This window comes from Actinomadura sp. NPDC048032, from assembly GCF_040653175.1.
GTDB classification, from domain to species: Bacteria; Actinomycetota; Actinomycetes; order Streptosporangiales; family Streptosporangiaceae; genus Spirillospora; species Spirillospora verrucosospora.
Map to the genome: position 1 here is coordinate 22,259 of NZ_JBEZJP010000032.1, position 12,052 is coordinate 34,310.

The 12,052-nt window shown below is 73.4% G+C and carries 11 protein-coding genes and 2 pseudogenes; 6 read left to right on the forward strand and 7 right to left on the reverse strand.

Features of this window, described 5'->3' with window-relative positions; genetic code table 11:
- Window positions 1-273: 273 nt before the first annotated feature.
- The 3 genes and pseudogenes from AB0C69_RS07315 to AB0C69_RS07325 form a co-directional block, all read right to left on the reverse strand.
- A pseudogene (locus AB0C69_RS07315) lies at window positions 274-627 on the reverse strand (protein kinase); the annotation flags it as partial.
- 23 nt (window positions 628-650) lie between these two features.
- Window positions 651-1,046: pseudogene (locus AB0C69_RS07320) on the reverse strand (protein kinase); the annotation flags it as partial.
- Between the two features lie 89 nt (window positions 1,047-1,135).
- Window positions 1,136-1,711, reverse strand: a complete 576-nt coding sequence (locus AB0C69_RS07325; protein WP_360350925.1) for a TetR/AcrR family transcriptional regulator — start codon at window positions 1,709-1,711, stop codon at window positions 1,136-1,138.
- Window positions 1,712-1,784: 73 nt separating this feature from the next.
- Between AB0C69_RS07325 and AB0C69_RS07330 the strand changes: the two genes are divergently transcribed.
- From AB0C69_RS07330 to AB0C69_RS07350, 5 genes are all read left to right on the forward strand, one after another.
- Window positions 1,785-2,489 (forward strand): enoyl-CoA hydratase-related protein, encoded by a 705-nt coding sequence (locus tag AB0C69_RS07330; protein WP_360350928.1) that lies wholly within the window; start codon window positions 1,785-1,787, stop codon window positions 2,487-2,489.
- A gap of 92 nt (window positions 2,490-2,581) precedes the next feature.
- Window positions 2,582-4,012: an aldehyde dehydrogenase gene (locus AB0C69_RS07335; RefSeq protein ID WP_360350931.1), complete on the forward strand. Its 1,431-nt coding sequence runs from the start codon at window positions 2,582-2,584 to the stop codon at window positions 4,010-4,012.
- Window positions 4,009-4,743, forward strand: coding sequence for an SDR family oxidoreductase (locus AB0C69_RS07340; protein WP_360350934.1), 735 nt, complete (start codon window positions 4,009-4,011; stop codon window positions 4,741-4,743). Before AB0C69_RS07335 ends, AB0C69_RS07340 begins: the two co-directional genes overlap by 4 nt.
- The gene (locus tag AB0C69_RS07345; RefSeq protein WP_360350937.1) at window positions 4,740-5,615 is read left to right on the forward strand and encodes an NAD(P)-dependent oxidoreductase; all 876 of its coding nucleotides are present in this window, start codon (window positions 4,740-4,742) and stop codon (window positions 5,613-5,615) included. Before AB0C69_RS07340 ends, AB0C69_RS07345 begins: the two co-directional genes overlap by 4 nt.
- 82 nt (window positions 5,616-5,697) lie before the next feature.
- Window positions 5,698-6,039 carry a carboxymuconolactone decarboxylase family protein gene (locus AB0C69_RS07350; RefSeq protein WP_353833415.1) on the forward strand — a complete coding sequence of 114 codons (342 nt, stop codon included), beginning with the start codon at window positions 5,698-5,700 and terminating at the stop codon, window positions 6,037-6,039.
- Here AB0C69_RS07350 and AB0C69_RS07355 read toward each other — a convergent pair.
- Complete coding sequence (locus AB0C69_RS07355) at window positions 6,036-6,608, reverse strand: acetamidase/formamidase family protein (protein WP_360350941.1); 573 nt, start codon at window positions 6,606-6,608, stop codon at window positions 6,036-6,038. The two genes, AB0C69_RS07350 and AB0C69_RS07355, sit on opposite strands and share 4 nt — an antisense overlap.
- Before the next feature lie 159 nt (window positions 6,609-6,767).
- Here AB0C69_RS07355 and AB0C69_RS07360 point away from each other — a divergent pair, with 159 nt between their 5' ends.
- Window positions 6,768-8,636: a beta-propeller domain-containing protein gene (locus AB0C69_RS07360; protein WP_360350944.1), complete on the forward strand. Its 1,869-nt coding sequence runs from the start codon at window positions 6,768-6,770 to the stop codon at window positions 8,634-8,636.
- Here AB0C69_RS07360 and AB0C69_RS07365 read toward each other — a convergent pair.
- From AB0C69_RS07365 to AB0C69_RS07375, 3 genes are all read right to left on the reverse strand, one after another.
- Window positions 8,633-9,757 carry a D-alanine--D-alanine ligase family protein gene (locus AB0C69_RS07365; protein WP_360350947.1) on the reverse strand — a complete coding sequence of 375 codons (1,125 nt, stop codon included), beginning with the start codon at window positions 9,755-9,757 and terminating at the stop codon, window positions 8,633-8,635. The two genes, AB0C69_RS07360 and AB0C69_RS07365, sit on opposite strands and share 4 nt — an antisense overlap.
- Window positions 9,758-9,828: 71 nt before the next feature.
- Window positions 9,829-10,818, reverse strand: coding sequence for an NAD(P)H-dependent glycerol-3-phosphate dehydrogenase (locus AB0C69_RS07370; protein ID WP_360350955.1), 990 nt, complete (start codon window positions 10,816-10,818; stop codon window positions 9,829-9,831).
- Window positions 10,819-10,835: 17 nt separating this feature from the next.
- Window positions 10,836-11,774: a 1-acyl-sn-glycerol-3-phosphate acyltransferase gene (locus AB0C69_RS07375; protein WP_353833418.1), complete on the reverse strand. Its 939-nt coding sequence runs from the start codon at window positions 11,772-11,774 to the stop codon at window positions 10,836-10,838.
- Window positions 11,775-12,052: the final 278 nt, after the last annotated feature.

Below are 12,052 nucleotides of genomic sequence, written 5' to 3' on the forward strand. Positions count from 1 at the left end.
GGCGGGGTCGCCGGCCTGCGCGGCCTGCCGGTACTGCCCCTCGACGAGCGCCGCGGCCTCCCCCGCGGCGAGGGCCGGAGCGACCCCCGGCGCCTGCGTCCCCGGCGTCTCGGTCGGCGGCCGGGAGGGCGCCTCGGCGCGGTCCCCGCCCGGAGTGGGCGATGGGGCCGGCGTCTCGGCGCGGTGCCGGCCGGGCGCCCGGGTGTGCTGGGTGTGCTGCGTGGAGGGCGCGGGCTGCCTGACCCCGCTGGAGATGAGGCCGTCCAGCAGCGCCTGGGCGGACGGCCGCCGCGCCGGGTCCTTGGCCAGCGCCGCCTGGACGGCCTTGAGCAGCGTGCCGTCCAGCCCTCCCAGTTCGGGTTCGCCGCTGATGATCTGGTGGATGACCGCCGGCAGCGAGTTGCCGCCGAAGCACGGCCCGCCGCGCGCCGCGAAGGCCACGGTCGCGCCCCAGGCGAACACGTCGGACGCCGGGCTCGCGCCGCGCCCGTCCAGCTGCTCGGGGGCCATGAACGCGGGCGTGCCGATGATGCCGCCGGTCGCGGTGAGGCGCGTCCCGTCCAGCGAGCGGGCGATGCCGAAGTCGATGACGCGCGGCCCGAACGTGGACAGCAGCACGTTGGCGGGCTTGAGGTCGCGGTGTGCACCACCCCGGCGTCGTGGATGGCGGTCAGCGCGGTCGCGATGCCGACCGCGACGGCCTCCAGGTCGGCGCCGCGCAGCGCCCCCTCCTTCGCGACGGCGTCGTCCAGGCTGGGGCCGTTGACGAATTCGGTCACCAGGTAGGGCGGGTCCGCCCCGGGGTCGGCGTCCAGGACCGGCGCCGTGCAGAACGGGCGCACCCGCTTCGCCGCCGCGACCTCCGCCTCGAACCGTGCGCGGTACTGCCGGTCGGCCGCGTACTCCCGCCGGATCACCTTGAGGGCGACCTTGCGCCCGGACGCGTCCAGCCCCGCGTACACCGTCCCCATGCCGCCCTCGCCGAGACGGTCGACGACCCGGTAGGGGCCGATGCGTTCCGGCAGGTCGGCGTGCGGCACGGACATACTCCTCGGGACGGCGATCGGCCCTACAAGCCTGGCACATCCCCACACTTCACGCGGCCCGGTCCGCCATCTCCCCGGGCCCGCTCCCCTCAGGCGAGCTCGGCCCGCAACGTCCGGGCCACCACCTCGGCGGTCACCTCCAGCGGGCGGACGTCGTGCGCCGTCCGGCTGAGCACGAGCGCCCCCTCGAAGGCGCTCAGCACGTAGGTGGCCAGATCCTTCGCGCGCGCGTCCGGGATCCCGCCCTCGGCCAGCCTGCGCGCGAGGGAGAGCTCCCACGACGCGAACACCTCCGCGCACGCGTGCCGCAGCGGCTCGCTCGTGCTGGCGACCTCCAGCGCCACGGTCGCGATCGGGCACCCGTCGCCCCACTCCGACCTCTCCAACGCCTCCGCGCTCAGCCGGAACATGTCGAGGACCGATCGCTCCAGGCTCTGGTCGGCCCGCGCGAACACGAGGTCGAACAGGCGCAGGTAGCGATCGCCCGAATGCCGCACGGCCTCGGCCCCCAGCTGCTCCTTCCCGCCCGGGAAGAAGTGGTACAGCGACCCCCAGGGCGCCTCGCCCGCCGCGGTGATCTGCTTGAGCCCCGTCCCGGCGTATCCCTGCTCGCGGAACAGCTGGGCGCTGGCCTCCAGCAGCCGGGTCCGTGTGTCGCGCGTCATGGGGACACCCTAGCCATTGCCCTCACTAGATCGATCTATCTACTATGACGATCGATCCAGACAGGAGGCGCTCATGAGCGTGCGGACCGAACGCCGCGGCCCCGTCCACGTCATCACCCTCGACCGCCCGGACCGCCGCAACGCGGTCGACGGACCGACCGCCCGGCGGCTGGCCGACGCGGTCCGCGACTTCGAGGACGGCGACGCGAAGGCCGCCGTGGTGACCGGCGCCGGCGGGGCCTTCTGCGCGGGTAGCGACCTGAAGGCGATGGCCGCGGGCGACTTCCCCGTCCCGACCGCCGGCGGCCCGCCCCCGATGGCCGTCACGCGCGCCCGCCCGTCCAAGCCGGTGATCGCGGCGGTCGAGGGCCACTGCTTCGGCGGCGGCTTCGAACTGGCCCTGTGGTGCGACCTCCGGGTGGCGTCGGAGACCGCCGAGTTCGGCCTGCTCAACTTCGAGCACGGCCTCCCGTCCCTGGACGGCGCCACCGTCCGTCTCCCCCGCCTGGTGGGGCAGCCCCGCGCCCTGGACGCCCTCCTGACCGCCCGCCGCATCCCCGCCCGGGAAGCCGCGAGCTGGGGCCTGCTGACCGCCCTCACCCCGCCCGGCGAAGCCCTGGAGACGGCACTTGCCCTGGCCGCCCGGATTGCGTCCCTCCCCGCCCCGGCCCTCCAGGCCGCGCGCGCGTCCCTCCTGGCACAGGGCCCTCTCCCCGAGGCAGATGCCCTGAGGAACGAAACGACTCTCGCCCTGGCCGCCCTGCCCACGCGCACGTGACCAGACGCGAATTCGCGTGGGCGTCTTGCGTCCCGGCGGGGGCTGAACTGTAGTCTGGACAGGTGTCCAGAACAAACGATCGCTTGCTTCTGGTGGACGGGCGTCTCGTCCCCGGGGCGGGCGGCGCCTTCGAGACGATCAATCCCGCGACCGAGGAGGTGCTCGGCACCGCCGCCGACGCCTCCGCAGACGACATGGACCGGGCGATCGCGGCCGCGCGCCGCGCGTTCGACGAGACCGGGTGGTCGACCGACCACGCCTTCCGCGCGCGGTGCCTGCGACAGTTCCGGGAAGGGCTGCGGCGGCGCGCCGACGAGCTGCGCGAACTCACGATCAAGGAGGTGGGCGCGCCGAGGTTCCTGACGTTCGGCGCCCAGCTGGACGCGCCCGTCGACGACCTCGCGTGGTTCGCGGACCTGGTCGAGGAGTACGGCTGGGAGCGGGACCTCGGGCGGGCCGAGCCGATGGGGATGCCCAGCCGCCGGCGGGTCGTCCGGGAGGCGGTGGGCGTCGTCGGCGCCGTCACCCCGTGGAACTTCCCGCACCAGATCAACCTCGCCAAGCTGGGCCCGGCGCTGGCGGCGGGCAACACGGTGGTGCTGAAGCCGGCCCCCGACACGCCCTGGTGCGCGGCGGTGCTCGGCGAGGTCATCGCGGAGGAGACCGACATCCCGCCGGGCGTGGTCAACGTGGTCACCTCGTCCGATCACGCGCTGGGCGCCCAGCTCACCCGGGATCCCCGCGTCGACCTGGTGTCGTTCACCGGGTCCACGGCGACGGGACGCGACGTGATGGCGAGCGCGGCCGGGACGCTCAAGCGGGTGTTCCTGGAGCTCGGCGGCAAGTCGGCGTTCGTGGTCCTGGACGACGCCGACCTGCGGGCCGCGTGCTCGTACGCGGCGTTCGCCGGCATCACCCACGCCGGTCAGGGCTGCGCGATCACGACCCGGATCCTCGTCCCGCGCGAACGCCACGACGAGGCCGTGGAGATCATCGCCGGGGCGCTGGCGAAGCTCGGCGCCGGCGACCCGCAGGACGACCGGACGATCTGCGGCCCGGTCATCTCGGCGCGTCAGCGCGAGCGGATCGAGGGCTACCTGGACCTGGCCGTCAAGGACGGCGGCGCGTTCGCCTGCGGCGGCGGCCGCCCGGAGGGCCGGGACAGGGGCTTCTGGATCGAGCCGACGCTGATCACCGGGTTGACCAACGACTCCCGCGCGGCGCGGGAGGAGATCTTCGGCCCGGTGCTGGTGATCCTGCCGCACGACGGCGACGACGACGCGGTGCGGATCGCGAACGACTCGCCGTATGGGCTGTCGGGCGCGGTGCACGGCGGGAACGTCGAGCGGGCGCGCGAGGTCGCGCGGAGGCTGCGGACCGGGACGGTCAGCGTGAACGGCGGCGTCTGGTACGGCGCGGACGTCCCCTTCGGGGGCTACAAGCAGTCGGGCATCGGCCGCGAGATGGGCGTGGCCGGTTTCGAGGAGTACCTGGAGACCAAGGCGATCGCGGAGGGCGTGTGAGGTTCGAGGGAAAGGTCGCGGTCGTCACCGGGGCCGCGCAGGGAATCGGCGAGGCGTACGCGCGTGCGCTGGCCTCCGAGGGCGCCCACGTGGTCGTCGCGGACGTGGACGAGCGCGGCCGGGACGTCGCGGACGACATCGAGGGCCTGTTCGTGCGGACGGACGTGTCCGACCCCGCGTCCGTGGACGCCATGGCCGGGGAGGCGGCGGAGCGGTTCGGCGGGATCGACCATCTCGTCAACAACGCCGCCATCTTCGGAACGATGAAGCTGGACTTCCTCTTCACCGTCGACTGGGACTACTACAAGAAGTTCATGTCGGTGAACATGGACGGCGCGCTGCTGTGCGCCCGCGCCTGCCACCCCCACATGCAGGCGCGCGGCGGCGGTTCGATCGTCAACCAGTCGTCCACGGCGGCGTGGCAGTACTCGGGCTTCTACGGGCTGGCCAAGGTCGGCGTCAACGGGCTCACGCAGCAGCTCGCGCACGAGCTGGGCGGCATGAACATCCGCGTGAACGCGATCGCGCCGGGCCCGATCGACACCGAGGCCAACCGGGCCGTCGTGCCGGGGAACATGTCGCAGAAGATCGTCCGGGACAAGATGGCGCTCAAGCGGATGGGGTCGCCCGAGGACCTGGTGGGAGCGTGCCTGTTCCTGCTGTCGGACGACGCCGCGTGGATCACCGGCCAGATCCTCAACGTGGACGGCGGCGAGGTGTTCCGGGCATGAGCGATGCGCGCGTCCCCCCGCAGGGTGAACGCAGGGCGGTCGGCTTCGTCGGGCTCGGGCAGATGGGGGCGCCCATGGCGACCCACCTGGCGGGCCGGGGCCTGGCCGTGTACGACGCGCGGGCCGAGGCGATGGCGCCGCTGGTGAAGGCGGGTGCGCGGGCCGCGAGGAGCGTCGCCGAGGTGGCCGCGCACTGCGACCTGGTCTCGGTCATGGTCCGGGACGACGCCCAGGTGACGGAGGTGGGCGAGGAGGTGCTCGCGAGCGCGCGTCCGGGCACGGTCCTCGCCGTCCACTCGACCATCCGCGCGCGGACCGCCGAAGACCTGGCCTCGCGAGCGCGGCGCTACGGGATCGAGGTGGTGGACGCGCCGGTGAGCGGCGGGTTCATGGGGGCGAGCGCGGGCAGCCTCGCGGTCATGGTCGGGGGGTCGGACGAGGCGTTCGAGCGGTGCCGCGAGCCGTTCGGCGCCTGGGCGGACCTCGTCCTGCACATGGGGCCGGTCGGCGCGGGCACCCGCGCGAAGCTGGCCCGCAACATGCTGCACTTCATCTCGTTCACGGCGGCCGCGGAGGCGCAGCGGCTCGCGGAGGCGGCGGGGGTGTCGCTGCGCAAGCTCGGCAGGGTCGTCCGGCACACCGACGCGATCACCGGCGGCGCGGGCTCGATCATGCTGCGGCCGACGACCGCGCCGCTGGAGCCGGACGACGACCTGTACGACATCCTGCGGCACACGCGGGATCTCGGCGAGAAGGACCTGGCGCTCGCGCTGGAGCTGGCGGACGAGCTCGGTGTCGACACCCCGCTCGCCCGGATCGCCCTCGACCGGTTCGGTGCGGGGCTGGGGCTGAGGGGAGAGGCCAATGACTGAGCGGAGCGAACCGGGGGGTGTGGGGGGTCGTCCCCCCACAGAGAACACCCCTGCCGTTGGGCGGCGTGAGCGTGGGCTGGAGATGATGCGCCAGGTCTACGGCTGGGAGGTCTCGGACGGGCCCGGCGACTTCTTCGGCATCACCGTGGAGCACCTGTTCGGCGACATCTGGACGCGACCGGGGCTGAGCATGCGCGACCGGCGGCTGCTGCTCGTCGGGGCCCTCGCCGGTCAGGGGCTGAACGACGTCCTCGACATCCAGATCCCGGCGGCGCTGGCCAACGGGGAGCTGTCCCCGGACGAGCTGCGCGAGATCGGCGTGTTCCTCACCCACTACATCGGCTGGCCGCTCGGGTCGAAGCTGAGCGTCCAGATCGACACGCTGATCGCCAGGCACGAGAAGCGCGCGCGGCGGGACGGCTAGCACAGGCGCGGGGTCGGGTCGGGCATCAGCATCGGCCCGGTCACGCGGAACCGTTCGACGCCCTGCCGGGTGAGGCTGACGCGCAGGTCGATCCAGCCGCGCACGCCGGGCTCGCCGCAGTCGTAGGCGCCCCTCGGCGGGAAGTGCAGGTCGCCCACCGACAGCTTCGCGCCGCGCACGTGCACCGGCAGCAGGATGCGGGAGCCGGCGGTGAGCGGGGCGATGAGGCATCCGCCGACGTCGCGGCCGCGCGCTTCGCCGGGCACGGCCACAGGGTCGGACGGCGCGCAGCCGATGATCCCGGGGTGGCCGCCGGCGTCGCGCCCGCCGCCGGGGCGCCCGACGGCGAGCACGTCCACCACGATGACGTCGCCGGGCTCCGCGCCGACGACGACGAGCGGACCGCACAGCAGGACGCCGCCGCCGGGTTCCCGGCCGGGGCACTCCATCCGGACGGACCCGCCCGTGATGACCTCCGCCACACCCGGGATGTCGGGGTGCCAGTGGGAGTGTCCGAGAACGTCCCGCATCCCGGGGTCGCCGAGGTCGAACACGGCTGGTGAAGGCATCGGGCAGAGCTCCTTCCGCAGGGACCAGGTGATGCTCCGATCCTGCCCAGCCGCTGTTTCGGGACGGTTTCGGCTTCCTGACGCCCGCGTAAGACGGCCTTCACCGGAAAATCCGCGAGCCCCCGGGAACCGGGCCGCGAGAGCGCGCGTCCAAGGTCCATGCGTGGTCGCATCCTCCTCCCGGTCGCGACGACGCTCCTGCTGGCCGGGACCGCCGGGTGCTCCAGGTCAGGGCAGGTCCACGACCGGGACTCCCAGGCGCCGCCGGTGCGGCTCGTCGCCTATGGCGGCTGCGACGCGCTCCTCGACGAGCTGCGCCGCGCCACCCTGGACAAGGTCGGCCCTTACGGGCTCGACGGCGTGCCGGGCGGCGGCGGCATGGAGGCACTCGCGAAGGCGTCGAGAGCGGACAAGGTCCCTGGGGCTCCCGCGCCCGCACCGGAGCACTCCACCACGAACTCGCACGAGCCGGACGCGGACGAGCCCGATCTCGTGAAGACCGACGGCCGCAGGATCGTCGTGTTCGCCCGGGGACGCCTCAAGGTCATCGACCCGGTGTCGCGCAAGGTGGCGCACACGGTGGAACTCCCGGGCGGCACCCGCTACGACAGCGGGGAGCTGCTGCTCAGTGGTGACCGCGTGCTCGTGCTGACGCGGCAGACCATGGCCGTGCCCTTCGAAGGGCCGGGACCGGGCCGGTCGGCACCCGGTCGACCGCTGCCCGGGTCGACGCAGGCGACGCGCCTCACACTGGTCGATCTGGTCGGCAGGCCCAGGGTCGCCGGGACGATGACGTCCGGCGCCGACTACCTGGACGCGCGGCAGACCGGCTCCACGGTCCGCGTGGTGGTGAGGTCTCTTCCGCGCATCTACTTCCCCGGTGGCGACGGCGAGAAGAAGGCCGTGGCAGCGAACCGGGAGGCCGTGTGGAAGGCCCCGCTGGACGCCTGGCTCCCGTCCTTCGAGGTGGAGGGCGGGGCGACGTACCGGACGCCGTGCGACCAGGTCAGCCGCCCGTCCTCGTCCGCGGGTTCCTCGATGCTGACCGTGCTGACGCTCGACCTGGCGAAGGGCCTCGGCGACCCGCGGCCGGTCGCGGTGGCCGCTGACGGCTCGACCGTCTACGGCAACGGGAAGAGCCTCTACATCACCGGCACTCCCCCACAGCTCTTCGCGTGGCCGCGCAAGAAGGCGGTCGAGCCGCGTACGGACGTCTACAAGTTCGACGTCCGCGGTGGCGACCGTCCTCGCTACGTGGCCTCAGGCTCGGTCAAGGGGTTCCTGCTCAACCAGTACTCGATGTCGGAGCACGAGGGGAATCTCCGCCTGGCCGCGACGACCAGCCGGAACGAACCCGGCAGCCAGGCGTCGCAGAGCTCGGTGTACGTCCTGGCCCAGCACGGCGCGCGACTCGACCAGATCGGGCGGCTCGACGGCCTCGGCAAGGGCGAGCGGATCCACTCCGTCCGGTTCGTCGGCGCCACCGGCTACGTCGTGACGTTCCGGCAGACGGACCCGCTGTACGTCGTCGATCTCAGGGACCCCCGCCGCCCCCGGACGACCGGCGAACTCAAGATCAATGGCTATTCCGCCTACCTGCATCCGACGGCGGACGGGAAGCTGCTCGGGGTGGGGCAGGACGCCGACTCCTCCGGCCGGACGAGCGGTCTCCAGGTGTCGCTCTTCGACGTCTCCGCAGGCCCCCGCAGGCTGGACGCCTACAAGCTCCCCGGGGCGGCCTCCCAGGCGGAGTTCGAACCGCACGCGTTCCTGTACTGGCCGAAGACCGGTCTCACCGTCGTGCCGGTGACGCGGCGGGACGGCGGCCCGCCCGAGGCCCTCGCCCTCAGGGTCACCGGTTCGGGCGTCACGAGGCTCGGAACCGTCCGGGCCCCGGGCCCGGACTTCGGCGGCGGCGCCGGCCGCTCACTCGTCATCGGCGACACCCTCTGGACGTTCTCCGACGCGGGCGCGCACGCCGTCGACGCGGCCACCCTCAAGGGCGGCGACCGGCTCGCCTTCGGCTAGCGCAGCCCGGTCGAGCGCTGGAGCGCCGTCTGGATGAGCCGGTCGACCAGCGCCGGGTAGTCGAGTCCCGTGGCCGCCCACATCTGCGGGAACGCCGACGCCGGGGTGAAGCCGGGCATCGTGTTGATCTCGTTGAGGATCCAGCGGCCGTCGGGCGTGTGGAAGAAGTCGACCCGGGCGAGGCCCTCGCAGTCGAGCGCGTCGAACGCCTGCACGGCGATGCGGCGGACCTCCTCGATCGCCGCGGGCGGCAGGTCCGGCGGGATCGCCATGGTGGTGGAGCCGTCGAGGTACTTCGTCTCGAAGTCGTAGAAGTCGTGGCCGCCCCCCATCAGGACCTCGGCGGGCACGCTGGCCTCGGCGGGGCCGTCGTCCACCCCCTGCAGGACGCCGCACTCGATCTCGCGGCCCTCGACGGCGGCCTCCACGATGACCTTGGGGTCGTGCTCGCGGGCCGCGTCGACCGCGGCCTCCAGGCCGGCCTCGTCGGTGACGCGGGTGATGCCCATGCTCGACCCGGCGCGGGCCGGCTTGACGAACACCGGCGTGCCGTCGGCCAGGCCGAGCTCCCTGATGATCTCGTCGACCTTGCGCTTGCGCTCGCGCCGCCACTCCCGGTCGCCGACCAGGACGTACGGGCCGACGGGCAGGCCGCGCGCCTGCCACACGAGCTTCATGAAGCCCTTGTCCATGCCGACCGCGCTGGCCAGCACGCCGGCGCCGACGTAGCGGATGCCGGCGAGGTCGAGCAGGCCCTGGATCGTGCCGTCCTCGCCGTAGGGGCCGTGCAGCAGCGGCAGGACCACGTCGACGTCGCCGAGGGCCGCGGGCACCTCGCCCGGCCGGACCACCATCAGGCCGCGGCTGTCGGGGTCGAACGGCAGCGCGAGGACGCCGCCCTCCCCGGTCACCTCCGGGAGCCGGCCGCCCTCGATCGCCAGGCGCAGGTCCGCGGGCGGGAGCACCCAGCGCCCGTCGCGGGCGATGCCGATCGGCACGACCTCGTACCGGTCCCGGTCGATGGCGGCCATGACGGCGCCGGCGGTGACGCAGGAGATCGCGTGCTCGGAGCTGCGCCCGCCGAACACCACCGCCACGCGGATCCTAGAAACCTGGGACATGACGCCCGACCCTACCGGTGATCAGTACGGGTCGGCCACGAGCGAACCGGGCGCGCTGCGCTGCCATTCCGTCACACCCCGTACCGCTCGGGCTTGGGAGACCGCGAAATCAGCGAGATCGCCGCCTCCTTGATCGGTATGCCGCGGTGCAGCACGGCGGTGACGGCCTCGGTGATCGGCATCTCCACGTTGTGCTTGCGCGCCAGCTCCAGCACCGCCTCGGCCGACTTCACGCCCTCCGCGGTCTGCTTGGTGACCGCGATGACCTCGTCCAGGGTCATGCCGCGGCCGAGGTTCTCGCCGAACGTCCGGTTGCGCGCGAGCGGCGAGACGCAGGAGGCGACGAGGTCGCCCATCCCGGCGAGGCCCGCGAAGGTGTGCTCGTCGGCGCCGAGGGCGGCGCCCAGCCGGGCGATCTCGGCCAGCCCGCGGGTCATCAGCAGCGCCTGGGTGTTGGAGCCGAACCCGAGCCCGACCGACATCCCGACGCACAGGGCGACGACGTTCTTCACCGCGCCGCCCAGCTCGACGCCGATCACGTCCGTGGAGGTGTAGACGCGGAAGTAGGACGTCATCGTGGCGGCCTGCAGGCCGCGCGCGGCGTCCTCGTCCACGCACGCGGCGACGGCGGCGCTGGGCTCGCCGGTGGCGATCTCGCGCGCCACGTTCGGGCCGCTGAAGACGGCGACGCGCTCCTGCGGGACGTCGGCGACCTCGCGGATCACCTCCGACATCCGCCGGGTGGTGCCGAGCTCGACGCCCTTCATCAGGCTGACCAGGACGGCCTCGCGCGGCAGCAGGGAGACCCAGCCGCCGAGGTTGTGCCGGAGCGTCTGCGCGGGGACGGCGAGCGCGACGAAGTCGGTGCCGCGCAGGGCCTCCGCCGGGTCCAGGGTGGCGCGAATGCTCTCGGGGAGCGGGACGCCCGGCAGGTAGTCGGTGTTCTCGTGCCGTTCGTTGATGCCCTCGACCACCTCGGGGCGGCGCCCCCAGAGGGTGACCTCGCCGCCGGCGTCGTGCAGCATCATCGCGAACGTGGTGCCCCAGGAGCCGGAGCCCATCACCGCGGTACGGAAGGTCACGAGTCGGCCGCCTTCGGTTCGGCCGCGCGCTGCCCGCCGGACTCCGGCCCGGCCGGTCCGGCCTGCTCGGGGACCGCGTCCTTGGCCGCGCCCGCGTCCTTGGCCGCGCCCGCGTCCGCCTCGGCCTGGGCGGCGCGGCGGCGCTCCTCCAGGACCCTGTGGTGGTCGAAGGGCTCGGAAGGCGGCTCCTCGCCGCGCAGCTCGCCGAGCAGCGCGGTGATCGCGGCCATGATGTCGTCGGTGGCGGCGCGCAGGGTGTCGCGGTCCAGCGGGAGGCCCGCGTACCGCGACAGGTCCACGGGCGGCCCGGCGATCACTCTCATCGTCTTGCGGGGCAGCGGGTGCACGCCCTTCTTCAGGCTGCCCGCCAGGCCCTTCTGCTCGCCCTTCTTGTACGGCATCAGCTCGTGCGCGCCCCAGCTCGCGACCGGGACGACCTTGGCGCCGGTCTGCAGCGCCATCCGCGCGGCGCCCGTCTGCCCCGTCATCGGCCACAGCTCCGGGTCACGGGTGCAACTGCCCTCCGGGTAGAACATCAGGCACTCCCCGTCCAGGAGGGCCTTCTCGGCGTCCCTGAGGGCCAGGGCGGCGTCGGCGCTGTCGCGGTAGACCGGGATCTGGCCGGTGCCCCGCAGCACCGCGCCGATGAACCTCACGCCGAACAGCGTGGACTTGGCCAGGTAGACGGGGTAGCGGCCCGACTCGTAGACGAAGTGGGCGAGCGCGAGCGGGTCGGACTCGGAGATGTGGTTGGCGGCGATGATCACGCCGCCCTTCCTCGGGACGTTGCCGCGGCCGCGCCAGTCGCGCTTGAGCAGCCCGAACAGCAGCGGCCGGAGGATGACGATCGTGAGCTTGCGCCACCCCGGCGAGTAGCGGTGGCCCGGGCGTCCCTCCTCCTGCGAGGGGGCGACCCCCTGCTTCGCTCCGCTCATCCCGCCCCTCCCTCGATCCGGCCCGCAGGTGAACCTGGGGTGTCCTCAAGTGTCGCGGTTGCGGGCGCATAGTGTCGAGTTGCCATGTCTACACCAGCACCCCCCGTGCGAGCGCACGGGAAGCCGCCGCTCCGGTGGTCGCTCGTCGTCCCCGTCAAGGTCCTCGCCAAGGCCAAGACCCGCTTCGAGGACGAGATCCCTCGCGAGCAGGTCGAAGCGCTAGTCGCGGGCGTCGGTCGCCGGCTGAGTGCGCTCGCGCCTGTCGAGGTGGAGGTCGG